This is a genomic window from Endozoicomonas sp. Z74, assembly GCF_057680865.1.
In genome coordinates this window covers 13,375-39,921 of record NZ_JBLYZI010000014.1, presented here as the reverse complement: position 1 = coordinate 39,921, position 26,547 = coordinate 13,375, and the positions used below count along the sequence as shown (strand labels likewise).

Below are 26,547 nucleotides of genomic sequence, written 5' to 3'. Positions count from 1 at the left end.
GCCTTAACGTTTCTAAAGGTATAGATACCATGGGTAATCCTGTTGCTACACCTGTAAAAAGTACATTCCGCTTTGCTCTGACGGCTCTGGCTTCGGCGGCACTGATTGCAGGTGCCTCTAATTTGGCATTTGCTGGCTACGATGATGATGATGATGAGGTTGAGCCTCCCGTTAAGGTGGAAAAAACGGCAACGGAAGGAGGGCTAAAGTTTCCATCCTATCTTGTAGAATCTGGTGAGTTGGTCGCTGGCCATATATTTAGTGATTTCAGGTCTGAGACAGGGGCAGCACGTCCCCTCAGTAGTCTGAAACTGATGTCGGGAACGAAGGCGGTTGATTTAAAGCGAGTTTTCGCCAGGGATAAGGACAATAACCAAGTTCCCCTGACAGATGTAGATGGCAAGGTCGTTGATGGCGAGTTTGTCACTATTATTGATAAAAGGATGGTGGGGCAGCTGGTTGCTATCCTGCCAGCCAAGGATCCATCAGATCCGAAGAAACTGCTAGATCCGAAGAAACCGTTGCAAGGACCGGAAGCTCGTATTTTCAGCGTAACAGCGAAGGACGGCAAGACCGAAAACATCCTCTTTAATTCAGACCCAACTTTCGGTAATGAATTTGAGTTGAATCTCACAGAGAAGTTCTGTTCCCACTATGAGATCTTTCCCAGAGCGGCTATTGAGGAAACCAGCGAGCATGCACAATTTGCTAAAAAGTCAGTATCGGTTGATTTGTGGGAGCATAATTCAGTACTTGTGAATACGAGTAAGAGGCTGGAAATGCCGACGAAGGTTGAGGGCTATGGCTTTAAGCGCACAGTTGATGTCCTGGATGGACGTAATTTTGTTGTAATGTGTGCTCATAACTCTGAAGTCATGGTGTCACGCTCCACGAAAGCCAAGGACGAGCTTTAGTTCACAGAAGTTTGATATTGTAATACTCACTGTGCAAGCTGATGGTATTGAGATTGAAATAAAAGGACTGCAAGTTGCAGTCAGTGTTTAATCTGATGCTAAGGCTTTGTTTTCAGTAACAACACCAGGTGGTGCCCTGCTCTTGCCTGTTGGTATAGCCAGGCAGTGAAGGCATCGCCTGCCTTTCTTTTAACAATCAATTCTAAATTCTTTCCCTTCATTACAACAGTGGTGGCATCAACGCTGTATTCCTGGCCTTCCGGGGCGATGAGTTTGATCTGGCTTTCGGGCTGCAGAGCTAATAGATGTCGGAGGCTTAAGCTCAGCTTTATAGATGTGGAGTCCAGGTGCTCAATGAGGGCAATGACGGTAGGGATTTCCTGTCTTGCCGGAAGCGATAAGTCCAGATCGGTCTCCACCTGACTCTGGCAGGCCAGTATCAAATTTTGATCGATTTCATTCTGGGTAAGGTTTTTCTGGCCGCCCGAAGGTGGTCTACCTTTATCGACTTTTAACAGGCATGAGTGGCAGTAGCCTGAACGGCATGAAAAAGGAACCCGAACCGGGTGGCGCAGCATTCCGTCCAGTAGATTTTCATCACAGTTTACGTTGATTCTCTGTCCACTGAAGTGAATGACTGGCACGGGCAACTTCCTTTTGAAAGGCGGTTTCTGCAGCTTACAGTGGTGAGTAACCTCAGGCCATTCTTTTTCTGTGTTTTTGAAAAGGAGTGGGAAGTAAAAGGGGCAAAGTGAGCCTTGAATGTCTCTGGTCAATGTAATTGGTTAAGGTAGGCTGGTATACTCTTTAACCAATTAATGGTGAGCTGAAGGGTGTTGAGTTTTGCTCATTTCGGTGAGCACAAATATCAATCCGAAAAAATACAGGTTCCAGTATAAGGAATCAACCAGTTTGTGAGTCAGTGTCGTGCTGGTTCAGGTGAATACAGCGCGTGGATAAAGATCATAGTAAAGGGGTACATAAAACCGATGAGTGTTGTTGTTCGAGAAGACGACTTGATTCTCAGTGTCGCAGACGCATTGCAGTTTATTTCCTGCTACCATCCCATTGACTTTATTGATGCGGTTCATAAAGCCTGGTTGCAAGAGCCCTCCAAGGCAGCCAAAGACGCCATGGGCCAGATCCTTATAAACTCAAGAATGTGCGCCATGGGAAAGCGGCCTATTTGTCAGGATACCGGGATCGTCACGGTGTTTCTGAAAATCGGTATGGATGTCCGGTTTGATACCGACCGAACCATTGAGGAGCTGGTGAACGAAGGGGTTCGCAGGGCTTACACTCACCCTGAAAACGTTCTGCGGGCTTCTGTGCTTGAGGATCCTGCAGGCGCTCGAAGAAACACCAGGGATAATACCCCGGCCGTTATTCATATGACCATGGTTCCCGGGGATACCGTTGAAGTGCAGTTGGCGGCCAAGGGGGGAGGCTCTGAAAACAAATCAAAACTGGCCATGCTGAACCCTTCTGACGACATTGTGGAGTGGGTGAAAAAGACCGTACCCACGATGGGGGCCGGCTGGTGTCCTCCTGGTATGCTGGGCATTGGTATTGGCGGAACGGCTGAAAAGGCAATGTTGATGGCCAAGGAAGCGCTGATGGAGCCGGTGGATATTCATGAGCTTCGTGAGCGTGGTCCCGACAATCGGGTCGAGGAGCTGCGACTGGAAATCATGGAGGAAGTGAACAAGCTGGGTATTGGTGCCCAGGGACTGGGTGGCCTGACAACGGTTCTGGATGTCAAAATCAAGGATTATCCCACCCATGCTGCTTCACTTCCGGTGGCTATGATCCCCAACTGTGCGGCCACCCGTCATGCTCACTTCACTCTGGACGGCAGTGGTCCGGTTTATCAGAAAGCTCCAAGCCTGGAGGATTACCCGGAAGTCAGCCTGGATATGGATGAGGGTGTGCGCCGGGTGAATGTGGATCAGGTGACGTCTGAGGACATCAAAAGCTGGAAGCCAGGTGATACCATTCTTCTGTCTGGTAAGATTTTAACGGGCCGTGACGCTGCTCACAAACGAATGGTGGATATGCTGGCCAAGGGCGAAGAACTGCCAGTGGACCTCAAGGGCCGGTTTATATATTACGTCGGGCCCGTTGATCCTGTCCGTGATGAGGTGGTGGGTCCGGCGGGTCCGACGACCTCTACCCGAATGGACAAATTTACCCGAACCATGCTGGAAGAAACAGGGCTGGCAGGCATGATCGGCAAGGCTGAGCGTGGCAGTGCAGCCATTGAAGCGATCCGGGATAATCAGTCTGTCTATCTGATTGCGGTGGGCGGTGCTGCTTATCTGGTTTCCCAGGCGGTGAAAAAGGCAGAGGTGCTGGCGTTCCCGGAACTGGGAATGGAAGCCATCTATGAGTTTGAAGTAGAAGATATGCCGGTCACTGTGGCCGTGGACAGCCGTGGGGATTCTGTGCACCAGAGTGGTCCCCAGATCTGGAAAAAGAATATTGAAGAGCAGGCTCTGTCGATAAAATAAGCTGATTTATCTGCAGACATAAAAACGGCCTGTCAATGACAGGCCGTTTTTATTAATAGCAGCGCCTGTTGGCAGACGCTGGAGAGGTATTGATAGGCAGTCAGAGTGCCTGGATGGCAGTCAGCTGCTCTTCCAGTTTGGCTTTGGCGTCCAGGGCTTCAGAGAGTTTGCCTTTCTCTTTCTCGACCACGTCAGCAGGGGCTTTGCTGATAAACTTCTCGTTGTTCAGCTTGCCTTCAAAGCGGTTGACCTCCTTGATCAGGCGATCAATCTCTTTGGACAGACGGGCGATCTCCTTATCCTTGTCAATCAAGCCCGCCATGGGTACCAGTACTTCCATGGAACCCACCAGCTGGGTGGTGGCCATTGGGGCTTTTTCGTTCTCGGAAAGAACACGGATATCTGCCAGTTTTGCCAGGGATTTAAGGAAGGTGTCGTTTTCCTTGAGGCGGGCAATGTCGTCTTCTGAAGTGTTTCTCAGCAGCACGTCAAGGGGTTTGCTGGGGCCGATATTGAGCTCGGCCCGGATATTCCGGATGCCGGTAATAAAGCCTTTCAGCCACTCAATATCCTGCTCAGCTTTTTCATCAACTTTTGCAGGATCCATGACCGGGTAGCTTTCCAGCATCAGGGTTTCGCCATCCAGTCCGGCGCTGGTTTTGATGTTCTGCCAGATTTCCTCAGTGATGTAAGGCATGAAGGGGTGAGCCAGGCGCATAATGGCTTCCAGTACGGTGACCAGTGTGCGACGGGTGCCGCGCTTGCGCTTTTCCAGCAATTCAGCCGCTTCAGGGGAGTTGCCCTGTCCATCATCCCAGAGTACCGGTTTTGAGAGCTCCAGATACCAGGCGCAGTATTCATTCCAGATGAAGTCGTAGAGGTTCTGGGAGGCGTGATCCAACCGGAATTCGGCCAGGTTCTTCTCTATTTTGCCTTCGACCCGCTGAAGCTCGGAAATGATCCAGCGGTCGGCCAGAGTCAGCTCCACCGGCTCACCATTGGCGCCGCAATCCTGACCGTCCGTGTGCATCTTCACATAGCTGGCGGCGTTCCAGATCTTGTTGCAGAAATTCCGGTAGCCTTCCAGACGGTTCATATCCCAGTTGATGTCGCGTCCGGTTGAGGCCAGGGAGTACAGGGTGTATCTCAGGGCGTCGGTTCCGTGGGCAGCAATGCCTTCGGGGAATGCCTTGCGGGTGCGCTTCTCGATTTTGGCTGCCAGCTGGGGCTGCATCATATTGCCACAGCGTTTTTCTACCAGGGACTCCAGGTCGATGCCGTCAATCATGTCCAGAGGATCCAGTACGTTGCCTTTGGATTTGGACATTTTGTCGCCGTTTTCATCACGAATCAGGCCGGTGACATAAACGTGTTTGAAGGGAACCTGGTCGTTGCCTTCTTCGTCTTTCATGAAGTGCATGGTCATCATGATCATCCGGGCCACCCAGAAGAAAATGATGTCAAAACCGGTGACCAGGACATCGGTGGGGTGGAAGGTCTGCAGCCGGTCGGTCTGCTCAGGCCAGCCCAGGGTTCCAAAAGTCCAGAGGGCGGAGGAGAACCAGGTGTCCAGGACATCTTCATCCTGTTTCAGGGTGATCGGTGCGGGAATATTGTGCTTTTCACGCACCTCTTCTTCCGTACGACCGACATAGACTTTGCCTTCTGAATCATACCAGGCCGGAATGCGGTGCCCCCACCAGAGCTGTCGGGAAATGCACCAGTCCTGGATGTCTCGCATCCAGGAAAAGTACATGTTTTCATACTGTTTCGGGACAAACTGGATGCGGCCATCCTCAACCGCCTCAATGGCGGGTTTGGCCAGGGGGGCTGCCCGGACAAACCACTGGTCGGTGAGCAGGGGCTCAATGACAACACCGGAACGGTCGCCATAGGGAACCATCAGGGTGTGGTCTTCTATTTGCTCCAGCAGACCAAGGCCGTCCAGATCCTCAACGATCTGTTTACGGGCGGAGAACCGTTCCATGCCCTGGTAGTTTTCAGGAATGTCAGTGGCGACGGACTGATTGGGCGTTCCGTCCATGTTGTAGGCTTCACCCTGCTGGCGGATGTCGCCGTTCAGGGTCATGACATTAATCATGGGCAGGTTGCAGCGCTTGCCGACTTCATGGTCATTGAAGTCATGGGCGGGGGTGATCTTGACGCAGCCGGTGCCTTTTTCCATGTCGGCATGCTCGTCAGCCACAATGGGAATGCGACGGTTGACCAGTGGCAGGATGATGTCTTTGCCAATCAGGTTCCGGTAGCGCTCATCTTCCGGGTTGACCGCCACTCCGGTATCGCCGAGCATGGTTTCCGGACGGGTGGTGGCGACAACAATATAAGTTTTACCTTCCGCGGTGGTTTCGCCATCGGCCAGGGGGTAGCGCAGATGCCACATATGGCCTTTGACTTCCTTGTTCTCCACTTCAAGGTCGGAAATGGCGGTGTGCAGTTTCGGGTCCCAGTTGACCAGGCGCTTGCCCCGGTAGATCAGGTCATCTTCATAAAGGCGGACAAAGACTTCCTGAACGGCTTTATAAAAGCCTTCGTCCATGGTGAACCGTTCATTGTTCCAGTCCACGGAATTACCCAGGCGACGCATTTGCTGCGTAATGGTGCCGCCAGAGTGTGCTTTCCAGTCCCAGATTTTATTGATAAATGCGTCCCGGCCGTAATCATGGCGGGTTTTACCTTCTTCGGCCTGGATTTTACGTTCAACCACCATCTGGGTAGCGATGCCGGCATGGTCAGTGCCCACTTGCCAGAGAGTGTTGCTGCCTTTCATGCGCTGGTAGCGGGTGAGGGCATCCATGATGGAGTGCTGGAAAGCGTGGCCCATGTGCAGGCTGCCAGTGACATTGGGAGGAGGAATCATAATGGTGTAGGGGGAGCCTTCACCGGAGGGGGCGAAGTAGCCCTTCTCTTCCCAGGTCTGATAACGGGTGCGTTCGATCTCGTGGGGGTTGAACGTCTTTTCCATAACTGCTTTTCCCAGGCTATATTCCAAAGTCTTTTCCAGGACCGGCCTGAAAGGATAAGGCCCTGTTGCAGCGGTATAAACGCTGCCGGCCACTTCAGGTGCTTTATACAGTCCTTTACCCTGCAGAACATTGCTCATGCTCTTCAGAGGCGCAGGGGGTAGAGGTAAACAGGGTATTATACACTCTCCTCCATCCGCAGGAAGCCAGTATAAGCCCATTCATTTTTCAAAGGAGTCACGGAACCGCGTCAATACAAGCCCTTATAAATAGGCGCTTTCCTGAGTTACGCGGTTTAGGCGTGTTTATTGATGCCGCTCCAGTTTAATCAGGGTCTGGGTCTGGATCAGCCATAGGCAGCTGTAGGGAGAAGAGGGCAGGTTTTCCTGGGGAAGGCAATGGGAGGGCCCTGGTGGTTGAGGGTGCAAGATCGGTGCTTCTTGTATTTCGATGCTCTGGGTGAGAGTGGGATGGTGATCACACTGGTAGCGTTTAAGGCGATCCAGTTCCCGAAGGAGGGCGATGGCTGCCCGCCGGTTCGAGGTTAATAAGACATTTGCACTCATTGGCCACCTCATTCAGTGTGAACCGGCCCCCATACTGTGGGTCTCCGGTTTGATACCCGCTTTCTGGTAAGCACGGTATTTCATCCTTGAGGCTTCTTTCAGGTCAGGGTGTTGAACCACGATTTCACAGACTCTGGAAAATGCCCTGAAAAAATCGGGAACAGTCCGGTCAAGATTAATCAACAATGGCTTCTGGTCAAGTTCAGGGGGTTCAAAGCCCAGAGTAATGGGTGTCTCCCGAATCAAGTCTGGCTTTTTCGGGTTGGCTGAGGGCTCCTTATGTTTAGCTGAAGGCTCTGAAAGAATGGCGTGGGGAAGAAAGCTGTCTTCCCGCCAGGCCCAGAGTAGCCGGTCCATTGCTTCGCACTGCTGGCGGTCCTCTGTATGAAGGTGCATGGGGAGCCCGCCTCGCCAGGCTTTTTCCACCAGTCGGCAGGCAAATTGTTCGGCAGAGGGGCCGTGGGGATCCAGCAGATAGAAAGTAACTCGGGTCATAAGAGGGGTTTCTGGAAGGCTTCTGGGGTTGTCCTGGCCATTGTATCAGGAAATGGATGGACTCTTCACACTGGCGACCGTTTGAGTGTGGATAAATCAAGTTTTCCAGGGGCTGGGAGATAAGTATTGTGTGGCCAGTCATCGCTGTGCCAGCTCTATTTTTCCAGAAGGAGGCCGTTTATGGGTGAGGGGGTTGATCCTACAGGCTCTGATAGCAGGGTGCAGCCGGTTGTGTCTGAGGCACCGGTTCAAAAACCGGCAAAACCTGGAAAGTTTAAACGCTGGAGAACTAAGGGGCTTGAGCTAATTAAAAGTGTGTGGCCGAAAACACACCAGAAGCCTCGCTCTGAATTTCCTAAAGCTCCTAAAGGTATTGAGCTGCAGCGAATTACATCGGTTGAAGGTCGGGTGATCTCACAGCCTTCCGGTGAGCGTAGCGGAGTCCGAAGGCAGGTCAGTGTTGAGTATCCAGAGATTCGCGCATTATTGGAACAAAGGCCGGATTCAATTGAGGATTGTAAACTTCTTATACGAACCCTTGAAGCTAAACGCGATGGTCTTCTGAAAGAAAAACCTGGGACCAGTAGGACTGTCCTGGAACAGATTAATAGCCGTATGGAAGTGCTCAGGGAGCGCTTGATCAGCTCGACTTCGAGTTATCACGAGTGCCATTTAAAGCGATTGGAAACGGAAGCAGCCCTTGACCTTGTTCCAGAAAATGAGGAGCGGGGTATGATGAAATTGAGGGCTGAACTCACATCACGTATAAAACGGCTCAATGATGCTTCAAGATGGGTATCTCGAACAGATCTGCTGACAAAGGATGGGGTGGCTGGCCTGGCTAATTATCCAGAGAAGCTGGTCAAGATGATGGATAAGGCAGGCCTTAAAGTCACTGCGAAGGATATCAAAAAAAGCGTGGTTGCCCGGTTGAATCGCGAGCAATGGCATGAAGTGAGTAAACCGGGCTTTGTGATGGCCAACGGCGGAGAGTATCGTTTTCAACAGCAGTGCACACCAGGTTGCCGGATTACCGGGTCTAAAAGGGCAACCGGTGAAAGTGGGCCGGGTCAGAAAGAGGAAGCCTCTGGCATTTTTCCTGAAGATTATCACGGGCTGGGGGTTACCTCCCACGCTACTCAAAACACAGTCCATGCTACCAACTTGTTTACAAGTTGCCTGGTTAATGAGGAGACAGGACAGGATGATCTGGCGATTGTCAGACATGGTGTGAACTCTCCTTATGGTGTAAAGCCGGGCAGTGCACGCTCTGAAGGGGCGCTTAACCGGGCGAAAGAGGTGGTGGTTTCTGCCTTGACCCTGAAACCGGAGCTTCTGGAAAAGGCTTTTCGGGGAGAGGCGGTTACCCTGATGATGACATCCAACAGCCTGTTAACGCCTGACCCGTTCAGGCAGTTGATTGAGCCATCAGGCGACGAAAAGCCGATGCTGGAAGATCAGTTGAACGCATACAAGATGCTTTGTCGAGAACAGCCCGTAACGCTTAAGGTAAGAACTCCAGAGGGGAGGTTAAAGGAAGTTCGAGTGAATCTTGAGTTGATTCCCTTTAACTTTGGTGTAAACAAATTTGCAGTGGATGCGCCTCTGGACGAATTCGGTGGATGGGACTACTCCGACTCCGTCAATAGTAAGGGGTTGAAGCGTTTAGTGGGTTCTACATCCCCCGGCTCGGAAGAAGGGGGGCTGGTTGGACAATGGCTAAATGATCACCCAGGGCATCCAGATGAGGAGGTGGTGCGTACTTTGATGACGCAGGTTCGGGACATATACAGTTCCCGGGCTCATCGGACTCTCCAGGGCGGAGCCTATAAGCTGACGTCCCGGTTAATTGCCCTGACCTGGTTAATGGGCGGGGTTCCCTGTACCAACTGCAAAAGCGGTAAGGATCGAACCAGTATGTCCGTGGCAACGGCGGAGGCACTGATCGCCTATATTCGACTGCATGGCGAAGTACCCGCCTGGAGAGAGGTGGGTGAGGATCAGTCGCACCTGGTGAAGGAGTTTTGTCTTCAGGGGGGGCATCATGAGATACAGCGGATGAATACCGGGGTGCCTGGTTTTAAAATTCAGAAGGAGGTACTGCGGGGGTATGGTATGAACGAATCTGAAATTGCCCAGGTCAGGGGGTTGTCGGATACGGTATCCAGCTGATTTTTACTGGGGATAACAAAAACGCCGCTGGAACGGTCTGCCTGTTTCAGCGGCGATGGTTTTAGTGCAATAAAAACGAATCTTATACTCAAATCTTCAGTGGTTCAGGTTTAAAGGCCTGACTACTGCTCAACCCGGTTTAACAGAAACTCTACCAGCATGGGAACCGGACGACCGGTGGCGCCTTTCTCTTTCCCGGTATTCCAGGCGGTTCCGGCAATATCCAGATGGGCCCAGGGGTAGGCTTCAGCGAACTTCGAGAGGAAGCAGGCGGCGGTGATGGTGCCTGCTGCCCGGCCCCCGATATTGGCCAGATCCGCAAAGTTGCTGTCCAGCTGACGGGTATACTCTTCTCCCATTGGCAGTTCCCAGGCCTGGTCTGCTGCCCGCTTGGAGGCGTTCAGTAGCTCTTCAGCCAGTGGTTCGTTGTTGCTGAGCAGGCCGGTTGTGTGGTGACCCAGGGCAATGATGCAGGCGCCTGTGAGGGTGGCGACATCCACAACCGCTTCGGGCTTGTAGCGCTCGGCATAGGTCAGGGCGTCGCAGAGTACCAGTCGGCCTTCCGCATCGGTGTTCAGGATTTCAATGGTTTTTCCGGACATAGAGGTGACAATATCACCAGGTCGGGTTGCGTTGCCGCTGGGCATGTTTTCAGCGGCGGCCACCATGCCGATGACATTCAGGGGCAGGTCCAGCTCGACAATGGCGTTCATGACCCCGAAAATGCTGGCGGCGCCACACATGTCAAACTTCATTTCATCCATGCCTGCACCGGGTTTCAGGGAGATGCCGCCGGAATCAAAGGTAATGCCTTTACCCAATAGCACCAGGGGTTTGGCTCCCCGTTTGCCATTTTTGAACTCCATGCAGATGAGCTTTGCTTCCTGGTCAGAACCGGCGCTGACCGAGAGCAGAGAACTCATGCCCAGATCCGCCATCTGCTTTTCTGTGAGTACTTTGGTGGTCAGTTTGGCGTGCTGTTTTGCCAGAGTTTTGGCTTCGCTGGCCAGGTAGGTTGGGTGACAAACATTTCCAGGCAGGTTGCCCAGCGTTCTGGCGACATTACGGCCTCTGCCGATGGCCTGTCCCTGGGTGATGGCGGTCTTGACGGTTTCTGCTGATTTGCGGTCCGCCAGCAGGGTGATTTTTTTCAGGGGAGAAGGCTTGCCGTCGTCGTTTTTAAACTGGTTGAACTGATAGAGCTGATATTCGAAGGTTTCCACCAGTTGTCGTGCAGTCCAGAGAAGATCCCGGTCTTTGACCTGCAGGTCTTCGATCACAATAGTGGCTTCACGGGCATTGCTGTTCTTCAACTGGCTTACCAGGTTGCTGGCCAGTTTTTTGAAGGTCTTATCGGTCAGGGCGGCCTCTTTGTCACCCAGAGCAACCAGCAGCAGACGCTCACAGGGGGCTTCAGGCACATGGTGGAGCAGCAGCGAATGACCCGGCTTGAATGTCAAATCACCCCGTTTGAGCAGAGAACTCACGTACCCTTTGCTCAAGGAGTCCAGGGCCACTGTGGCGGCGGGCTGCGTTTTTTTATGAGCCCCTGCCACCAGGCAAGCTGTTTTCTGCTTTTCAGCGGCACCACTTTTTACAACGAATTCCATAATCACTCCAGGAGGACAATTCATCCAGATTCATGGATAATAATAGGTTTCAGCTATTTCAACCAGACTGTCAGGTAGCATGCCTTTTATTATTTTTCGATATCTGTCCAGGCAAGTGCTGCAGGTCATGCTTGCGGTTACGTCTGTTGTCCTGTTGATTATTATGAGCGGGCGTTTTGTTAATTATCTGGCCCAGGCGGCGTCAGGCTCTCTTAAGGCCGAGTTTCTGTTTGCCATCATGGGATACAGGATTCCGGAATTCCTGGTGATGATTCTTCCCCTGGGCCTGTTTCTGGGCATTATTCTTTCCTATGGCAGGCTCTATGTTGACAATGAAATGACCGTGCTCAGTGCCTGTGGGCTCAGGCGGGGGCGGCTGTTACTGATGACTTTGTTCCCGGCGCTGCTGGTAATGGCGCTGGTGGCGCTGTTAAGCCTGGTTGTGGCGCCTATGGGCATCCAGAAAGTGGAAACCATTTTCTCAGAGCAGGATGCCCTGACGGAATTCGATACCCTGGTTCCCGGGCGATTCCAGAAAATAGGCAGCGGTGTTCGGGTGACTTATGCGGAGCAGTTGACCAACGATCGCCAGCAAATGAATCAGGTGTTTATCGCCAACCGGAATGTCAACAGTAACAACCTTGGCGCCATGACGTTGTTGCTGGCGGATAATGCCCGGATTGATGCCCGGCCGGGTGAGGACAGCAAGCGTTATTTGATTCTGGGCGACGGCTATCGCTATGACCTGACCCCGGGCGTGCTGCAGATGCGGGAAGTTGAATTCGGCACCTATGGCATCCAGATGATTGAACGGAACCCAAGAAAAGAGGTTAGCCGTGAACAGGCGCTTCCCACATCGACGCTGATGGACTCGGATTCGCTCACTCATATTGCCGAATTGCAGTGGCGGATCTCATTGCCCCTGCTGATCCCCATTATTGTGCTGATGGCTTTGCCTCTGGCAAGGGTTAACCCCCGGCAGGGCCGGTATGTGAAGTTGCTTCCGGGAATTCTGATGTATCTGTTTTACCTGGCCCTGTTGATCAGTGCCCGTGGAGCAGTGGACGATGGGCGTTTGTCGCCCATGATCGGACTCTGGGGGGTTCACGGCTTGTATCTGTTGATTGCCCTGACACTTTACTTTTATGAGCCGGTCAAGCTGGCGGTGGCCCGTCGTATGTCTGGAAGCAGGGGGGCAGGGAATGCGTAAACTGGATCGGTATATATCTCTGAATGTGCTGGCATCAACCGTTGTTGTTTTGTTGGTGCTGGTCTTTCTGGAAGGGCTGTTTTCATTTCTCGGGCAGCTGGATGATGTGCAGGGCAACTATCAGACCTTGGACGTGTTTATCTACACCCTGCTGATGACGCCCAAAAAAATCTATGAGCTGATTCCCGTGTCGGCCCTGGTGGGCTGCCTGGTCGGGTTGGGTTCACTGGCCTCCAACAGTGAGCTGGTGGTGATGAGGGCGGCCGGGGTCTCCCTCTGGCGCATGCTGGTGGCAGTCATGAAGCCGGCATTGTTGTTGATTCTGGTGGGTGTTCTGCTTGGGGAGTACCTGGCGCCCATGTCAGAACAGGTGGCTGAAACCCGTCGGGCCATTGCCCGTTCAGCGGATGGCTCATACTCCGGTGAAGGAGTCTGGCACCGGGAAGGCAATGAGTTCATGTACTTTAATGCTGTGGAGCCCAATGGTGTGCTCTATGGTGTCAGCCGTTACCGGTTCGATGACCAGATGAAGTTGCAAGAGAGCTCTTTTGCCAGACGTGCGATTTTTCAAGGGGACCACTGGCTGTTGGAAAATGTCAGAACCAGTCGTCTGGTGGATGGCAAGTACGTCACTGAGGAATCGTTGATAGAGCCGTGGGACACCAGTTTGACCACTACGCTTTTGAAAGTGGTGGTGGTGAAACCGGAAGCCCTCCCCATCACCGGGCTGCTGGCCTACACCCGTTATCTTGGGGAGCAGGGGCTGGATGCGGGTGAATACGACCTTGCCTTCTGGACAAAGGTGCTTCAGCCATTGTCCATTCTCTCTCTTGTGCTGGTGGGTATCTCGTTTGTTTTTGGACCGCTTCGCTCAGTGAGCATGGGGTTGAGGATTTTCTCCGGGGTGATTACCGGTGTCGTATTCATGATTGTCCAGAATCTGATGGGGCCTTCCAGCCTGGTGTTTGGTTTTCCACCGGTATTATCGGTACTGATCCCCGTTTTGATCTGCCTGGTCATTGGCTCCTGGTTGCTCAGAAAGGCAGCATGATAAAGCTTTTTGCTGCGAAAAATCCTGACTGCCCCCTGCTTTTTCAAGCAGAGGGTTGTCTTTGTTTTTGAGGGAAAAACGGATGCTTCAGGAATAGTAGCGACGCTGCCTCTGGCGTTGCTGTGGTGACTGCTGCCTGACCGGGCAGTACTCCCTGCAGGGTTGCAGGTTGTTCTGATGGCTCTGTAGGCGATACAGGGCTTCTTTCAGCTGACAGATAAACTGCTCAAAAATTTGGGTGTTCATACAACCTGTCTCACTTTTATCCGCGAAAAAAAGTTTGTGCACTCGTTCTTCACAGGGGGGAGTGACGCAAACCGTTTTTCTTTCGCTGTGTGCATTTGAATCAGTAACAGGGTTGGAAGGAGCTTGTGAAACAGGCCTGAGTGATCAGGGCTTTTCGGGTAGCAGTGATCCAACCCTCGGCTCCAGTTTAATTTGAGATAGGTAAAAATACCAACATTTATTTCGGAAAATCCAGTGTTGGGTTGGCATCTCTTGAGTGGCGCGCTCTCCCATACAGTTGCTTATTTGGGTAGAAGAACGGTCCGGGTGGATGAGCTGATGTCCTGCCAGCTTCTTTTCTGCTGATCCATCAATACCCAGAGCAGTCCTATGCCTGCCAATGCCAGGGAAAAGAAAGCGGTGGTGAAGCGAATCAGGGTTTGCAGGGGGGTGACGGATGCTCCGGAGGGGTTGATGATTTTTATTCGCCAGGCCTGCATGCCCAGTGTCTGTCCCGACCGGGTCCAGAAAAAACCAAAAAAGCCGTATATAGTAACGAGCAGTACCCCATAAAAGGGCAGTCCATCCAGGGTGTGCCCCTGCTGGGTCATCTGCATTAACTGTCGTTCACCGTAAATCAGTATCTGAATGCCCAGATTGATAAAGGCAACCAGAAATACCAGAGCCAGAACCAGCAAGGAGTCGTACAACATGGCGGCAACCCGACGCCAGAGTGGCGCAGGTGGGTGACTGACCTTTTCCATTGAAATCCTGTATTTATTCATCGTTCGCGAGAATTTTAACAATAAATATCAGAGTATCCCAGACAGGGCTGTTGTAACTGTTTTGTAAACACTGTTTAGGCGGATCGGCTTTTTTTTCCCGGCTATTTTGCATAGTATGCGTGCCTGCTGTGTAAAGACGGGTAAATGACAGTTGAAGCGTGTAGTGGTGACCGGGATGTCGGCATTGACTCCAATCGGTAACGAATGGGGTGAGGTTTATCAGCACCTTCTCAAAGGGGAGAGCGGTATTGTCTTCAAGGAGGAGTGGCTTGATATTGAAGGCATAGGAAGCTTTCTTGCTGCACCGGTTGAGTTGGGGGCCATTGATCACCTGCCTCGCAAGGTATTGAGAAGCATGAGTCGTGTTTCTCACATTGCTGCTGATACTGCCGGCAGAGCCCTCTCCCAGAGTGGACTGCACCTCAACGAAATGGATCTGGAAAATGTAGGCATTGCTTACGGCTCCTCCTTTGGCTCCTCCCACCAACTCCCTGTATTCGGGAATGTCCTCGCCAGGCGCAAAGTCAGAGGGATCTCTCCCACTGCATATGTTCAACTTATGAGTCATACGGCAGCGGTCAATTTGAGCCTGTTGCTTGGTATTAAAGGACGGCTATACCCTGCCAGTTCAGCCTGTGCCTCGGGGGGGCAGGCCATAGGCTATGCCTATGAAGCCATCCGTCATGGAGTTCACCCGGTGATGATAGCGGGCAGTGCTGAGGAGCTGTCGCCGGTACAGGTGGCCGTTTTTGACTCGTTTTATGCAGCCTGTCGTGCAAAAGAAAATCCTGCAGGGGCTGCAAAACCTTTTGCCACTGACCGGGATGGCCTGGTGGTTGGCGAAGGTGGGGCTACCCTGGTGCTTGAGGACCTGGAGCATGCCCGGCGTCGAGGGGCTCCTGTTCTGGCTGAATTGGTGGGGTTTGCCACCAATATGGATGGCAGCCATGTGGTTCGCCAGGATGTTTCCATGATGAAGAGAGTGATGGAAAAGGCACTGGATTCAGCTGCTATTCAGCCTGGACAGATAGGCTACATCAATGCTCATGCTGCAGGCACACAAGGAGATGCTGCAGAAGCCGAAGCGATTCGTCAGGTGTTTGGTGACAGAGTGCCTGTGGCCAGCAGTAAAGGTCATATTGGGCATGCCCTGGGAGGCTGTGGCTCCATAGAAGCCTGGCTTACGGTTCAGATGATGAATCAGGGATGGTTTGCTCCGACCCTGAACCTGGAAAGCGTAGCTGAAGATTGCAAAGGGCTGGCTCATGTGGAACCGGGTGGCCTGGCCCAGTCCTGTGAGTATGTCATGACCAATAATTTTGCGTTTGGTGGTGTCAACGTTTCACTGATATTCCAGCGCTGGTCCTAGCAGCCTCGTGGAATGGAGTGCCGAAGCCCTGTGGTTGGGCACCCCATATGCGCAGTCAGGCACGCCTGTTTTTTTACTTTTCCACCGTATATACGACAACCAGATTGATGCCGGGTGTGCCGGTATTCATTGCTCATGGTGGTCTACCGAAGCGCTTAAGGTGGAGTGTTTAAAAATTGCTCGAGCAGATAAGGCTTTACGCAGTTTGTAGGGCGGTTCTGTCTAGTGACAGGGTAGTGAGTGGTGGTTAGAATGGCCTACGTATTTCTACTGTCGTTTAATATTGGTGTCCTGCATTGATCATAGCCTTCGTAACCAGGGCGTGCGGCAGACTGTTTTTTTGAGTGTAACCAGAGTGTTGCTGGAGTTCATTGGAGTTGAGTTTGTACAACCAGGAAGAAAAGATCAGCGCTGTAGAAGCAATCTCCCGTGCCCAGAAAATTGCTTACGCTCCCATTATGTTTCAGGCGGCGAGGCTGCTTTGCAAGTTTGGCATCCTGGCTGAAATCGAAGCCGCTGGCGATGAAGGTAAAACGCTTTGTGAGCTGGTGGAAGCGACCGGAATATCCGCTTATGGCGTCGATGTGTTGTTGTCCATGGGGCTCAGTGCAGAACTCGTTTATAAAAAAGACGATCGGTTTGTGATCACTAAAACGGGCTACTTTCTGCTGACGGATGAGATGACCCGGGTCAATATGGCCTTCACTCACGATGTCTGTTATCAGGCCATGTTCCACCTTGAGGCGTCCATTAAAGAGGGGCGGCCAGCGGGGCTTAAGGTCTTTGGTGACTGGGATAACCTCTATCAGGGGCTGACCCGACTGCCGGAACCTGCAAGGAGCAGCTGGTATGAGTTTGACCACTTTTACTCGGACGGTGCCTTTGGGGATGCCCTGAAACAGGTTTTTGAAGATAAGCCCGCCACCCTGTTCGATGTGGGAGGGAATACTGGAAAGTGGTCACTGGCCTGCGCCCGCTATGACCAGCAGGTGCAAATTCGCTTGCTGGATTTGCCTGAACAGCTGGAGGTGGCCGGACAAAGAATTCATCAAGCGGGTTTTTCGGATCGGATTAAAGGCTATGCCATCAACCTTCTGGACGAAACTCATCCATTCCCTGGCCAGGCGGATGTGATCTGGATGAGCCAGTTTCTTGACTGCTTCGCCCCACAAGAGATTGTCAGCATTCTGACCCGTGCCTCTGCTGCCATGACCGCAGACAGCTCCCTGTACATTATGGAGACGCTCTGGGACCGGCAGACATTTGAAGCGGCCTCGTACAGCCTCAATGCCACGTCTCTCTATTTTACGGCAATTGCCAACGGGAACAGCCGAATGTACGGGCAGGAGGAATTGGTGAACCTCATTCATCAGTCCGGACTGGAGGTAGAGCGCCAGACCGATGGCCTCGGATTCTGCCACACCCTGTTCAAATGTCGTCTTTCCAGAGCCTGATTGCACGGGGGCCATCCTATGAAAAACGGTTTTGACGGCTTTGAGGGTTTTGAGATTGCCCGCTGGGATGCCTGTTGTGGAAGCATACGCTCCCAGGAGGACTGGCAGGGGGTGTTGATGAAGCCGCTTGAGGGAATACCCAATGAGGCCGTTAAGCCTGATCTCATGGCCACACCTGAATGCCTTTATCTGTCGACCCGGCAGAGAAGGCGATTGAGCTCCATCAGCAAGATGGCGCTGGATGTTGCCTTTGGTTGTGGTGCTGCGGAAGCCGAAGTGCCTGTGGTATTTGCCTCTCGGCGGGGAGAGGTGAGACGGATGGCACGTTTGCTGGAAGCTATTTGCTCCGGGGAGGAGGCTTCACCCACGGACTTCAGTCTGTCTGTGCACAATACGGCCTCAGGGCTTTTGTCCATTCAAACAGGCAATGAACGGCCCTCCACTGCTGTTTCATCGGGTCATGACTCTCTTACAGCAGGATTGATTGAAGCGATAGCCCAACTGAGCTCCGGACTGGGGCAGGTGTTACTGGTGGCTTTTGAAGACCGGATGCCGGATGTGTATCAGGCATTCTCAGAAGAGGATGAATACCCGGTCGCCGCCGCTTTTCTGCTTAAGGCTGGGGGGGCAATGACTTTGGCCATAGAGCCCGTTGTCTCTAATGAAACTGCAAATGTTCGCCCTGGCTCGATGTTCACTCAGCTGACGGCTTTGATTGACGTTTTGATTCACGATGAGAACGGCCAGCGCAATGCGGTAATAACGGGGGAGCGGCTTCGGTGTACAGTGACTCTGGGCTAAAGACCGGCCCGGTTACCCGGACAAAACGGGCAAAACAGGTATTGCTCATGAACATCAGGCGCCTGGCCACCGGTTTCAGTTTTCTGGTGTTTGGTCTTGGGGCCCTAGACCTGGCATTTGTCGTATTTCCCGTGATCATGTTGACCACAACCTGTGCTGATAAAAGGCGACTGAGAATCCAGCGGGCCATCAGCTGGAATTTCCGGCTTTTTCTGAGGTTGATTCAGTGGCTGGGAGTGATGCGGCTGCAGTTGGAAGGGGTTGAACGTTTACGGGAAGATCAGGGGGTTCTGATCATTGCCAACCACCCAACCCTGATTGATGTAGTGGTTCTGATGGCGTTTCTGGGGGATGTGGACTGCGTGGTGAAGGAGGGGCTGAACCGGAATCCTTTTCTCTACAGAATTGTCCGTGCTGCCGGTTACATCACCAACTCAGGCCCTGAGCATTTGATCAGGGACTGCCAGGACCGCCTGGAACAGGGGCGTAACCTGATCATTTTTCCAGAAGGGACCAGAACACAGCCAGGCTGCAGTCCTCACTTTCAAAGAGGGGTTGCACGGGTAGCGATTCAATCCGGGTGCCGGATCCGGCCCGTGTACCTCGACTGTTCGCCGGGCACTCTGGCAAAAGGGCAGCGCTGGTATGACATTCCGGAACGCCCTTTCGTCTTCAGCCTGTGGGTGGGAGATCTGATGGATGTCTCTCCCTGGCGGTCAGACCTTATGTCCGTTTCAATCGGCAGTCGAAGGCTGACACAGTTTTTAGAGCAACATTTTATACAGAATATTCAGACAGTTTGTCCTGAAAAAGTCTGAGGTTATGGCTGAACTTATGGAAAAACCGATGGAGCAAGAAGTGACTGAACTCAAGCAGGAGTTGAAAGAACTCATTATCTCGTCTCTGGACCTGGAGGATGTCAGTGTGGATGACATTGGTGATGATGAGCCTTTGTTTGTGGAGGGGCTTGGCCTTGACTCCATTGATGCCCTGGAGCTGGGGGTGACCATAAAAAGGAAGTACCAGGTTCGGCTGGATGCGAATTCAGCGGATAACAAAAAGCACTTTGCTTCCATTAACAGCCTGGCCGCCTTTATCCAGTCTGAAGCGGCCTGAAGCGCCCTTGAAATAACCGTGATTCAGGACAATCCATGAATAAAGACGACATTCTTTCAGAACTGAAAACGATTCTTGAAGACCATTTTGAAATAGAGCCTCAGGCGGTTACCCTTGACGCGCATTTATACCAGGATCTGGATCTGGACAGCATCGATGCTGTCGATCTGGTGGTGGCCCTGCAGGGGCTGACTGGGAAGAAGATCAAGCCGGAAGAATTCAAGGCGGTTCGAACTGTATCGGATGTGGTTGAGGCAACCGAAAGCCTGTTGGCTGCCTGACCATGAGATGCCAACTGCCATGAAAAAAAGCCTGCCGTTTATTCTTGCTCTGGTGGTAGCTGTTTACCCAGTGATTGTTTACTTCGGGCTGGAGAACCTGCCGGTAAGGGGGCTGGCTGTTTTTTTTCTGGTGCTGTTCGGGTTCAGGTTATTGCTTTCGAAAATGCCTGTAGCGAAAGAAAAAACAGGCGCTCAGGTGCTTGGGCGAATCACCGTGCCCGGGGCTGTGTGTGGGCTCAGTATGGCTACGCTGTCATTGATGTTTGACAGTGACAGGGCGCTTCTCTTTTATCCGGTTCTGGTCAACGCCACCGGGTTGGCTGTGTTTGGCTGGAGTCTGTTGAATCCCCCCAGTATGATCGAAAGCTTTGCCCGGCTTATGGACCCGCACTTTGCTGATGACGCTTTTCCTGAAGAAGCGGTGGCTTACACCCGCGCAGTCACCTGGCTCTGGTGTGGTTTTTTTGTAGTGAATGGGCTTATTGCTCTGTGGACTGCCATGAGTGGCGATAGAGAAGTATGGCTGTTATACAACGGCTTTCTGTCGTATGTGGCAATGGGCTTCCTGCTGGGAGGTGAGTGGATGTATCGCAAGTGGGTACTTAAAGTTTGATACAGGATGCAGTAAATCCAGCTCAAGTAAACCGGGCTTCAGTCACTCCTGGGGGGCTCTCTCTCCGGCAGTTGTCTCTCTGGTTGTCACAAGAGCCGTCATCTTTTCCAGGGGCTGCTGATCAATCCGTGCTACTGGAGGCTGAAGGACTCTGTGATCGAAAGACCTTCATGGCCCAGGTGGCCGGTCTGGCAGAGACTTTATGCCATCGCCCGGAACAGGACTGGGTTCTGGTGAGTCGTGATTGTGGGCTGTTTATCCGGGGACTGCTGGCATTGATTTTCTCCGGAAAAACCATTTACCTCCCGGCCAACGGTCAGCCAGGTACTCTGAAGGAGCTTCAGCCACTGACCCAGGCCCTGTTGACCGATGATTCAACGTTGAAAGAATCAACGGATGACTCAACTTTCCAGCTTCTCATGAGTAAAGACCGTTTATCCGGGCAAGGCTCGCACAGTCCGCTGGATGCAGAAAAGGTAAAACAGGCTGCCATTGTATTCTATACCTCCGGCTCCAGTGGTCAGCCGAAACCCGTTGTCAAACAAATCGCCCAGCTTGAACATGAAATCCAGGCTCTGGAGCTGCAGTGGGGTTCAGTCCTGGAAGGGGCTGTGGCTCTGTCCTGTGTGGCTCATCAACATATTTACGGAGTGTTGTTCAGAGTGCTCTGGCCGTTACTCTGTGGTCGGCTCATCGACACCCGGCAGTATGAATATCCGGAACAATTGATTGCCAGCACAGCCACTCACCCTGTGGTTAAGGTGATTGCTTCTCCGGCACAGCTGGACCGCCTCCCCCTGGAGCTGGACTGGTCTGCAGTTCAATCTTCCAGAGTGAGGGTTTTCTCCTCGGGTGCCCCTCTTTCCCCTGCAGGGGCTGCCAACGCCCATCAGTGTTTCGGTGTTTTGCCTTTTGAGGTCCTGGGCAGTACGGAAACCGGAGGTGTTGCCTGGAGGCAGCAGCAGCCGGGGCAGACATCCGGCTGGAAGCCATTACCCGGGGTTCGGGTGTCCTTTGAACAGCCCTCTATATCCCCAGACATGGAACAGGAGCTACTCAAGGTATACTCCCCCTGGCTGGAACAACCCGGTGAGGGATACCAGATGGCGGATAAAGCCCGGCCTTTAGATAACGGCGGGTTTCTGCTGGAGGGCAGGGCTGATCGCATTGCCAAAGTGGAAGGCAAGCGGGTTTCCCTGACTGAAATAGAGAAACGGCTGTGTTTCAGTGGGCTGATCACGGAAGCCTGCGCCCTGGAAATCAAGGGTAAGCGCTCTGTGGTGGGTGTCGTAGCAGTGCTTTCGGTAAAAGGACAGTCACTATTAGACGAGCGCGGCCGACTGTTTTTGACCCGGGCTCTAAGGAAGGAGCTGGCCGACTTTTTTGATGGGGTGGTTCTGCCTCGAAAATGGCGTTTTCCTTCTGCCCTGCCCGTCAATCAGCAGGGCAAGCGGGTTTATGGGGAGCTGGTTCAACTGTTTGAGCCTGACAACTGTTTATAAAGGCCATTGCTATGAAAGCCATTCTTGAACCTTTAATACGGCAGGTTGAATCTTCCCCGGAGCAGGCCATTCTGACTCTGTTTGTGCCGGAAGAACTCTTTTATTTTAAAGGGCACTTTCCAGGGCACCCTGTCTTGCCAGGCGTTGTCCAGACCGACTGGGCTATTACCTATGGTGCCCGGTTCCTGGGGCGGTCGACTCAAATTAAGCGGCTGGAAGTGATTAAATTTCAGAACCTGATTCAGCCAGATACCACCCTGGAGTTGAAGTTGAACCTCAAGGCCAGTGGCAAGATGACCTTTGCCTATGGCTGCGGCGGCCAGATGATGTCTTCCGGAAGAATTGTTTACCGGGAGGCGCCATGACCTTCAGGCCTTGTGCAGTGATCCCGGTTTATAACCACCATGAGACTCTGGCCTTCGTGCTGGACTCTCTGAAACATCATGACCTGCACTGCATCGTTGTGGACGATGGCAGCAATGACCTGACCCGACAGACACTGGAGGTTTTGTCTGAGTCCCTGGATCATGTCACATTATTCCGGTTGAGCTGGAACCAGGGCAAAGGCGCCGCAGTGATGGAAGGCCTGATGCGTGCCCGGGAACTGGGGTTTACCCATGGGGTTCAGGTGGATGCGGATGGGCAACATGACTGTAATGCGTTACCTGCTTTGCTGAAAGAGGCCAGACAGCACCCGGAAGACCTGATTAACGGCAGTCCGGTATACGACGCAACCGTTCCCCGTTCCCGGCTCTATGGTCGCAAAGTGACCCGATTCTGGGTCTGGATAGAAACGCTGTCCTTTGACATCAGCGATGCGATGGTGGGCTTCCGGGTATATCCACTGGCGTCAACCTGTGGCCTGATTGAGCAGACCGACCTGACCCGGCGCATGGACTTTGATATTGAGATTATTGTCCGGCTGTTCTGGCAGGGGCTTGGGGTTCGCTCCGTTCCGGTCAAAATTGTTTATCCGGAAAACGGTGTCTCACACTTTGATGCATTAAGGGATAACATCCGGATCAGTTTGCTCCACAGTCGTCTGTTTTTCGGCATGTTAAAACGGGTGCCAACCCTGCTGAAAAGACATCGCCGTTCCGAGCGTCACTGGTCTGATATTCAGGAGAGAGGCGCTGAAGCGGGCATCCGGTTGATGTTGTCCACCTATCGGTTGTTAGGGCACAGGGTCTTTTCCTGGTTGCTGGTGCCTGTAATGGTTTACTTTTTTGCCACGGGCCGAAGTGCCCGTCGAGCCTCTCGGGACTATCTGGAAAAACTCCATCGGTTTTACCCTGACTGCCTCCCGGCATTACCAGGCTCTGGTCTTTCTTTTCGGCATTTTCTCTCTTTCGGTCATACGCTGGCGGATCGGTTTGCCGCCTGGTCCGGCCAGTTGACCCTTGACCAGCTGGATATACAGGGCCAGGAGGCTCTGGATGAAAAGCTTTCTGCTGGTCAGGGCGTTGTGCTGCTGGTTTCACATCTTGGCAACATCGAGATGTGCCGGGCTCTTGCCAGAGTGAAAACCGATGGGGCCCCATTAACGGTCAATGTCCTGGTACATACCCGTCATGCGCCGGCTTTCAATAAAATATTGAAAGAGGTTAACCCTCAGGCAGTGGTTAATCTGGTACAGGTAAGCGATATTGGCCCTGATACCGCCATCATGCTCAGCGATAGGCTAGACAGAGGTGAGATGGTGGCCATTGCCACAGATCGTATGCCCCCGGGAGAGGCAGCAGGTGCTGTTTCAGAAAGCGCTGTTTCAGAAAAAGCTGTCTCAGGAAAAGAGATCAAAGCAGACTTTCTCGGGGAACCCGCCTGTTTTCCGTCAGGCCCCTTTATTCTTGCCTCTTTGTTGCGTTGTCCGGTGTTCACGTTGTTCTGTACCCGTCAGGACAATGGCCGCTTTTTGCTGGATATAGCCCCTTTTGCAGACCCCCTGAGCCTGCCCCGGAAGCACCGGCAGGCTGCCCTTGAAACGTCGGTAGCCAGATATGCCCGGCGGTTGCAGAGCGCCTGCAGGCGCTCTCCCCTTGAGTGGTTTAATTTTTTTGATTTCTGGCGTCCCACCGGAGTGAGTGAATGACATCCTATGAGCCCCCTTATAAAAACACCCTGAAGCAGTCCACAAAAGAGTCCATAAAAGAGTTCCCCAGGGAAACCTGGCTGGAAGAACAAACCGTGATTTTAGGCCAGGGACGTCTGACCATAGAAGACATTAATGCGGTAGCCAGAGGGGAGCGCTTCTGCACGCTGAGTGATGACCCAGCATTTCGTGAAAAAATCCACCGGGGGACGGCGTTTCTGGACCGCCTGCTGGCGGAAGAGGGCGTTATTTATGGTGTAACCACTGGTTATGGCGACTCCTGTACGCGGGCCGTTCCGGTTGAGTTGGCCAATGAACTGCCCCTGCATCTTACCCGTTTCCACGGCTGTGGTCTGGGACGTTACCTGGATGAGTGTCAGGCCCGGTCGGTGATGGCCACACGGCTGACGTCGTTAACACAGGGCGTGTCCGGTGTCAGTGAAGCGCTGCTGGAAAGGATGGTTCAGCTGATGGATCTGGGTATTCTTCCGGTCATTCCGGAAGAGGGATCGGTAGGTGCCAGCGGCGACCTCACCCCCCTTTCCTACATTGGGGCCATGCTGGTGGGTGAGCGTAACGTCTACTACCAGGGTGAAATAAGAGCCACCGAAGGCGTCTACGCTGAACTGGGAATTGAGCCTCTGGCGCTCAGGCCCAAAGAAGGCCTGGCTCTGATGAACGGGACTGCCGTGATGACGGCACTGGCCTGCGAAGCCTTTGGTCGCGCTGAATACCTGGCGAAACTCTGTGCCCGGATTACCTCGCTGGTGACTCTGGCCATGAAAGGCAATGCCAACCATTTCGACGAAAAACTATTTGCCGTGAAACCTCATCCGGGACAAATCGAGATTGCCGGGATGATCCGTGGTGACCTGGAGCAGAAAGTCTCTCCAAGGAACTCAAACCGGCTTCAGGACCGATATTCGATCCGTTGTGCGCCTCACATTATTGGCGTGCTCCAGGACAGCCTGCCCTGGATGCGGGGCTTTATTGAGAACGAACTGAACAGTGCCAACGATAATCCGATCATTGATGGCGAGGGGGAGCATGTTCTCCATGGCGGCCATTTCTATGGTGGACACATCGGTTTTGCCATGGACGCCATGAAGAATGCGGTGGCCAACCTGGCGGACCTGATGGACCGGCAGATGGCGCAGTTGATGGATACCAAGTTTAATAATGGACTGTCGTCTAATCTGTCCGGGGCTACCGGTGAGAGAGCCCCCATTAATCATGGCTTCAAGGCGGTTCAGATCGGTATTTCGGCCTGGACTGCAGAAGCGCTGAAGCAGACCATGCCTGCCAGTGTGTTTTCCCGTTCCACTGAGTGTCATAACCAGGACAAGGTGAGTATGGGGACCATTTCCGCCCGGGATTGCCTGCGGGTATTGCAGTTAACGGAACAGGTGGCAGCGGCCTCTCTGCTGGCGGTTCACCAGGCCATCGAGTTGAGACTACGATCCGGTGAGATTGACCGGCAAGCCCTCAACCCGGATCTGATTCGTCAGCACGATCAGGTGATGTCGGACTTCCAGTTTGTGACGGAAGACCGGCCGCTGGAAGCGGATCTACGCCGATACATTGATCGGATTCAGCAACAGCACTGGTCGCTCTATTGACCTGCGGCCAACTCTCTGGAAAAGAAAATGAACGACAGGATATCGGAATCCGTTGAGATCCAGGTGCCCTTCCATGATGTGGATATGATGGAGGTGGCCTGGCATGGACACTACCTGAAATATTTCGAAGTGGCTCGCTGTGCCCTGCTGGATCGTATTGACTACAACTATGGAGAGATGAAAGCCTCCGGCTATGCCTGGCCGGTAGTGGATATTCGGGTGAAATACGTTCGCCCGGCCCGGTTTGGCCAGACTCTAAGGGTTACGGTCAGTGTTGTCGAATATGAAAATCGACTGGTGCTGGATTATCTGGTACAGGATTCGGTCAGTGGTGAAAAGCTGACCCAGGGCCGGACCACCCAGGTGGCGGTCTCTATTGCAACCGGTGATTTACAGTTGGTCTCTCCCTCAGCGCTTTTGGAAAAGGTGGAACAGGAGAGGGTGCCAGCATGAGCAGTGGCCTGAAAAAAGTCGGTGTAGTGCTTCTTTCACTGATCCCTTTGATGTCCTGGTCTATGGCTTTTGCACACTCCATTCAAAGCACCGATCAGAGCGTCGATCAAAGCGCAAATGAAAGTTCAGTTCAGGGCAGCTTACAGACAGTGTTAAAGCCATTTTCCCGGGTTCAGGTGATTTCCGGTCAGTTTGAGCAGCAGAAAAACAGTCCGATACTTTCTCGTCCATTTGTGTCCAGTGGTCGTTTTCTTTCCGTGAGGAACCGGGGGCTTTTATGGGAAACGGTGAAGCCTGCGTCCTCACGTTTACTGATGACACCGGGAAAGATGGTCCAGGAAGTGGCGGGCAGGAAAAATGTGTACCAGGCAACGGGCTCAGCCTATGATGGCCTGGCTCTGCTGCTGCCAGCTCTGCTTGAAGGGGATGAGGCCCTGTTGCACCGCTATTTTTCTGTTGATGTCAGGCTTCCCGATAAAAACAGCGATAACGGCTGGGTGCTTGAACTGGTACCACTGAGCTCAAAACTGACTGATCTGGTGCAGTCTGTCTCCGTATATGGGGAGGCGGAAGCACTGAAGAAGCTGGAGCTGACGGGGGCGGGTGGTGATACAACACGCATCCGGTTTGATGAGGTCATAATGAGTAATGAGGCGCCGGATGTTGCACAACTCCAGCCGTTTGAGCAGGACGGATAACAGTTACTTATCCCGGGGGCTTATGCTCTGGGG

General features: G+C 52.8%; 25 protein-coding genes. 18 read left to right on the top strand and 7 right to left on the bottom strand.

Going from position 1 to position 26,547, the window contains the following annotated elements:
- Nucleotides 1-29: 29 nt before the first annotated feature.
- Entirely contained in the window at nucleotides 30-914 is an 885-nt protein-coding gene (locus ACNRUY_RS06230) for a hypothetical protein (protein WP_488110779.1), read from the top strand.
- 98 nt (nucleotides 915-1,012) lie between these two features.
- On the opposite strand, the gene ACNRUY_RS06225 is transcribed toward ACNRUY_RS06230, so the two are convergent.
- A complete protein-coding gene (locus ACNRUY_RS06225; RefSeq protein ID WP_488110778.1) occupies nucleotides 1,013-1,558 on the bottom strand; it encodes a 2Fe-2S iron-sulfur cluster-binding protein in 546 nt (181 codons plus the stop codon).
- Nucleotides 1,559-1,903: 345 nt separating this feature from the next.
- On the opposite strand from ACNRUY_RS06225, the gene ACNRUY_RS06220 reads away from it, so the two are divergent.
- Nucleotides 1,904-3,424 (top strand): fumarate hydratase, encoded by a 1,521-nt coding sequence (locus tag ACNRUY_RS06220; protein WP_488110777.1) that lies wholly within the window; start codon nucleotides 1,904-1,906, stop codon nucleotides 3,422-3,424.
- Between the two features lie 100 nt (nucleotides 3,425-3,524).
- Here ACNRUY_RS06220 and ACNRUY_RS06215 read toward each other — a convergent pair whose 3' ends face one another.
- The 3 genes from ACNRUY_RS06215 to ACNRUY_RS06205 all read right to left on the bottom strand — a co-directional run bounded on the left by ACNRUY_RS06215 (nucleotide 3,525) and on the right by ACNRUY_RS06205 (nucleotide 7,466).
- On the bottom strand, nucleotides 3,525-6,407 hold the full coding sequence (locus ACNRUY_RS06215) for a valine--tRNA ligase (protein WP_488110812.1): 2,883 nt from the start codon (nucleotides 6,405-6,407) through the stop codon (nucleotides 3,525-3,527).
- 303 nt (nucleotides 6,408-6,710) lie between these two features.
- The gene (locus ACNRUY_RS06210; protein ID WP_488110776.1) at nucleotides 6,711-6,971 is read right to left on the bottom strand and encodes a hypothetical protein; all 261 of its coding nucleotides are present in this window, start codon (nucleotides 6,969-6,971) and stop codon (nucleotides 6,711-6,713) included.
- A 12-nt stretch (nucleotides 6,972-6,983) separates the two neighbouring features.
- Nucleotides 6,984-7,466 carry a DNA polymerase III subunit chi gene (locus ACNRUY_RS06205; RefSeq protein WP_488110775.1) on the bottom strand — a complete coding sequence of 161 codons (483 nt, stop codon included), beginning with the start codon at nucleotides 7,464-7,466 and terminating at the stop codon, nucleotides 6,984-6,986.
- A gap of 732 nt (nucleotides 7,467-8,198) precedes the next feature.
- On the opposite strand from ACNRUY_RS06205, the gene ACNRUY_RS06200 reads away from it, so the two are divergent.
- Nucleotides 8,199-9,638, top strand: a complete 1,440-nt coding sequence (locus ACNRUY_RS06200) for an inositol phosphate phosphatase SopB (protein WP_488110774.1) — start codon at nucleotides 8,199-8,201, stop codon at nucleotides 9,636-9,638.
- 122 nt (nucleotides 9,639-9,760) lie between these two features.
- Here ACNRUY_RS06200 and ACNRUY_RS06195 read toward each other — a convergent pair whose 3' ends face one another.
- Nucleotides 9,761-11,248 carry a leucyl aminopeptidase gene (locus tag ACNRUY_RS06195; RefSeq protein ID WP_488110773.1) on the bottom strand — a complete coding sequence of 496 codons (1,488 nt, stop codon included), beginning with the start codon at nucleotides 11,246-11,248 and terminating at the stop codon, nucleotides 9,761-9,763.
- 79 nt (nucleotides 11,249-11,327) lie between these two features.
- On the opposite strand from ACNRUY_RS06195, the gene lptF reads away from it, so the two are divergent.
- Nucleotides 11,328-12,458, top strand: coding sequence for an LPS export ABC transporter permease LptF (gene lptF / locus ACNRUY_RS06190; protein ID WP_488110772.1), 1,131 nt, complete (start codon nucleotides 11,328-11,330; stop codon nucleotides 12,456-12,458).
- Complete coding sequence (lptG, locus tag ACNRUY_RS06185; RefSeq protein WP_488110771.1) at nucleotides 12,451-13,509, top strand: LPS export ABC transporter permease LptG; 1,059 nt, start codon at nucleotides 12,451-12,453, stop codon at nucleotides 13,507-13,509. Before lptF ends, lptG begins: the two co-directional genes overlap by 8 nt.
- 87 nt (nucleotides 13,510-13,596) lie before the next feature.
- Here the strand turns inward: lptG and ACNRUY_RS06180 are convergent, their stop codons facing one another.
- Nucleotides 13,597-13,755, bottom strand: coding sequence for a hypothetical protein (locus ACNRUY_RS06180; protein ID WP_488110770.1), 159 nt, complete (start codon nucleotides 13,753-13,755; stop codon nucleotides 13,597-13,599).
- A gap of 281 nt (nucleotides 13,756-14,036) precedes the next feature.
- Nucleotides 14,037-14,498 carry an RDD family protein gene (locus ACNRUY_RS06175; RefSeq protein WP_488110769.1) on the bottom strand — a complete coding sequence of 154 codons (462 nt, stop codon included), beginning with the start codon at nucleotides 14,496-14,498 and terminating at the stop codon, nucleotides 14,037-14,039.
- A 184-nt stretch (nucleotides 14,499-14,682) separates the two neighbouring features.
- Here ACNRUY_RS06175 and ACNRUY_RS06170 point away from each other — a divergent pair, with 184 nt between their 5' ends.
- The 13 genes from ACNRUY_RS06170 (at nucleotide 14,683) to ACNRUY_RS06110 (ending at nucleotide 26,514) form a co-directional block, all read left to right on the top strand.
- Nucleotides 14,683-15,888, top strand: coding sequence for a beta-ketoacyl-ACP synthase (locus tag ACNRUY_RS06170; protein WP_488110811.1), 1,206 nt, complete (start codon nucleotides 14,683-14,685; stop codon nucleotides 15,886-15,888).
- A gap of 377 nt (nucleotides 15,889-16,265) precedes the next feature.
- Nucleotides 16,266-17,342, top strand: a complete 1,077-nt coding sequence (locus tag ACNRUY_RS06165; protein WP_488110768.1) for a methyltransferase — start codon at nucleotides 16,266-16,268, stop codon at nucleotides 17,340-17,342.
- A gap of 18 nt (nucleotides 17,343-17,360) precedes the next feature.
- Nucleotides 17,361-18,143 (top strand): beta-ketoacyl synthase chain length factor, encoded by a 783-nt coding sequence (locus ACNRUY_RS06160; RefSeq protein ID WP_488110767.1) that lies wholly within the window; start codon nucleotides 17,361-17,363, stop codon nucleotides 18,141-18,143.
- A 47-nt stretch (nucleotides 18,144-18,190) separates the two neighbouring features.
- On the top strand, nucleotides 18,191-18,961 hold the full coding sequence (locus tag ACNRUY_RS06155; RefSeq protein ID WP_488110766.1) for a lysophospholipid acyltransferase family protein: 771 nt from the start codon (nucleotides 18,191-18,193) through the stop codon (nucleotides 18,959-18,961).
- Nucleotides 18,962-18,977: 16 nt separating this feature from the next.
- Nucleotides 18,978-19,259, top strand: a complete 282-nt coding sequence (locus ACNRUY_RS06150; RefSeq protein ID WP_488110765.1) for a phosphopantetheine-binding protein — start codon at nucleotides 18,978-18,980, stop codon at nucleotides 19,257-19,259.
- Between the two features lie 35 nt (nucleotides 19,260-19,294).
- Complete coding sequence (locus tag ACNRUY_RS06145; protein WP_488110764.1) at nucleotides 19,295-19,540, top strand: acyl carrier protein; 246 nt, start codon at nucleotides 19,295-19,297, stop codon at nucleotides 19,538-19,540.
- A 19-nt stretch (nucleotides 19,541-19,559) separates the two neighbouring features.
- Nucleotides 19,560-20,153, top strand: coding sequence for a COG4648 family protein (locus tag ACNRUY_RS06140; RefSeq protein WP_488110763.1), 594 nt, complete (start codon nucleotides 19,560-19,562; stop codon nucleotides 20,151-20,153).
- A gap of 128 nt (nucleotides 20,154-20,281) precedes the next feature.
- Complete coding sequence (locus ACNRUY_RS06135; protein ID WP_488110762.1) at nucleotides 20,282-21,655, top strand: AMP-binding protein; 1,374 nt, start codon at nucleotides 20,282-20,284, stop codon at nucleotides 21,653-21,655.
- An 11-nt stretch (nucleotides 21,656-21,666) separates the two neighbouring features.
- Complete coding sequence (locus ACNRUY_RS06130) at nucleotides 21,667-22,020, top strand: ApeI family dehydratase (RefSeq protein WP_488110761.1); 354 nt, start codon at nucleotides 21,667-21,669, stop codon at nucleotides 22,018-22,020.
- The gene (locus tag ACNRUY_RS06125; RefSeq protein WP_488110760.1) at nucleotides 22,017-23,744 is read left to right on the top strand and encodes a glycosyltransferase family 2 protein; all 1,728 of its coding nucleotides are present in this window, start codon (nucleotides 22,017-22,019) and stop codon (nucleotides 23,742-23,744) included. Before ACNRUY_RS06130 ends, ACNRUY_RS06125 begins: the two co-directional genes overlap by 4 nt.
- Complete coding sequence (locus ACNRUY_RS06120) at nucleotides 23,741-25,363, top strand: HAL/PAL/TAL family ammonia-lyase (RefSeq protein ID WP_488110759.1); 1,623 nt, start codon at nucleotides 23,741-23,743, stop codon at nucleotides 25,361-25,363. Before ACNRUY_RS06125 ends, ACNRUY_RS06120 begins: the two co-directional genes overlap by 4 nt.
- 27 nt (nucleotides 25,364-25,390) lie before the next feature.
- The gene (locus tag ACNRUY_RS06115; protein ID WP_488110758.1) at nucleotides 25,391-25,816 is read left to right on the top strand and encodes an acyl-CoA thioesterase; all 426 of its coding nucleotides are present in this window, start codon (nucleotides 25,391-25,393) and stop codon (nucleotides 25,814-25,816) included.
- A complete protein-coding gene (locus tag ACNRUY_RS06110) occupies nucleotides 25,813-26,514 on the top strand; it encodes a LolA family protein (RefSeq protein ID WP_488110757.1) in 702 nt (233 codons plus the stop codon). Before ACNRUY_RS06115 ends, ACNRUY_RS06110 begins: the two co-directional genes overlap by 4 nt.
- Nucleotides 26,515-26,547 lie beyond the last annotated feature (33 nt).

Excerpts from the sequence above, each read along its gene's own strand:
- ACNRUY_RS06150 (WP_488110765.1), top strand. The coding sequence starts at position 18,978 with ATGGAAAAACCGATGGAGCAAGAAGTGACTGAACTCAAGCAGGAGTTG.
- ACNRUY_RS06200 (WP_488110774.1), top strand. The coding sequence starts at position 8,199 with ATGATGAAATTGAGGGCTGAACTCACATCACGTATAAAACGGCTCAAT.
- lptF (WP_488110772.1), top strand. The coding sequence starts at position 11,328 with ATGCCTTTTATTATTTTTCGATATCTGTCCAGGCAAGTGCTGCAGGTC.
- ACNRUY_RS06220 (WP_488110777.1), top strand. The coding sequence starts at position 1,904 with ATGAGTGTTGTTGTTCGAGAAGACGACTTGATTCTCAGTGTCGCAGAC.
- ACNRUY_RS06160 (WP_488110767.1), top strand. The coding sequence starts at position 17,361 with ATGAAAAACGGTTTTGACGGCTTTGAGGGTTTTGAGATTGCCCGCTGG.
- ACNRUY_RS06215 (WP_488110812.1), bottom strand. The coding sequence starts at position 6,407 with ATGGAAAAGACGTTCAACCCCCACGAGATCGAACGCACCCGTTATCAG.
- ACNRUY_RS06145 (WP_488110764.1), top strand. The coding sequence starts at position 19,295 with ATGAATAAAGACGACATTCTTTCAGAACTGAAAACGATTCTTGAAGAC.
- ACNRUY_RS06155 (WP_488110766.1), top strand. The coding sequence starts at position 18,191 with ATGAACATCAGGCGCCTGGCCACCGGTTTCAGTTTTCTGGTGTTTGGT.
- ACNRUY_RS06175 (WP_488110769.1), bottom strand. The coding sequence starts at position 14,498 with ATGGAAAAGGTCAGTCACCCACCTGCGCCACTCTGGCGTCGGGTTGCC.
- ACNRUY_RS06230 (WP_488110779.1), top strand. The coding sequence starts at position 30 with ATGGGTAATCCTGTTGCTACACCTGTAAAAAGTACATTCCGCTTTGCT.
- ACNRUY_RS06210 (WP_488110776.1), bottom strand. The coding sequence starts at position 6,971 with ATGAGTGCAAATGTCTTATTAACCTCGAACCGGCGGGCAGCCATCGCC.
- ACNRUY_RS06120 (WP_488110759.1), top strand. The coding sequence starts at position 23,741 with ATGACATCCTATGAGCCCCCTTATAAAAACACCCTGAAGCAGTCCACA.
- ACNRUY_RS06110 (WP_488110757.1), top strand. The coding sequence starts at position 25,813 with ATGAGCAGTGGCCTGAAAAAAGTCGGTGTAGTGCTTCTTTCACTGATC.
- ACNRUY_RS06195 (WP_488110773.1), bottom strand. The coding sequence starts at position 11,248 with ATGGAATTCGTTGTAAAAAGTGGTGCCGCTGAAAAGCAGAAAACAGCT.
- ACNRUY_RS06140 (WP_488110763.1), top strand. The coding sequence starts at position 19,560 with ATGAAAAAAAGCCTGCCGTTTATTCTTGCTCTGGTGGTAGCTGTTTAC.
- ACNRUY_RS06205 (WP_488110775.1), bottom strand. The coding sequence starts at position 7,466 with ATGACCCGAGTTACTTTCTATCTGCTGGATCCCCACGGCCCCTCTGCC.
- ACNRUY_RS06130 (WP_488110761.1), top strand. The coding sequence starts at position 21,667 with ATGAAAGCCATTCTTGAACCTTTAATACGGCAGGTTGAATCTTCCCCG.
- lptG (WP_488110771.1), top strand. The coding sequence starts at position 12,451 with ATGCGTAAACTGGATCGGTATATATCTCTGAATGTGCTGGCATCAACC.
- ACNRUY_RS06125 (WP_488110760.1), top strand. The coding sequence starts at position 22,017 with ATGACCTTCAGGCCTTGTGCAGTGATCCCGGTTTATAACCACCATGAG.
- ACNRUY_RS06115 (WP_488110758.1), top strand. The coding sequence starts at position 25,391 with ATGAACGACAGGATATCGGAATCCGTTGAGATCCAGGTGCCCTTCCAT.
- ACNRUY_RS06180 (WP_488110770.1), bottom strand. The coding sequence starts at position 13,755 with ATGAACACCCAAATTTTTGAGCAGTTTATCTGTCAGCTGAAAGAAGCC.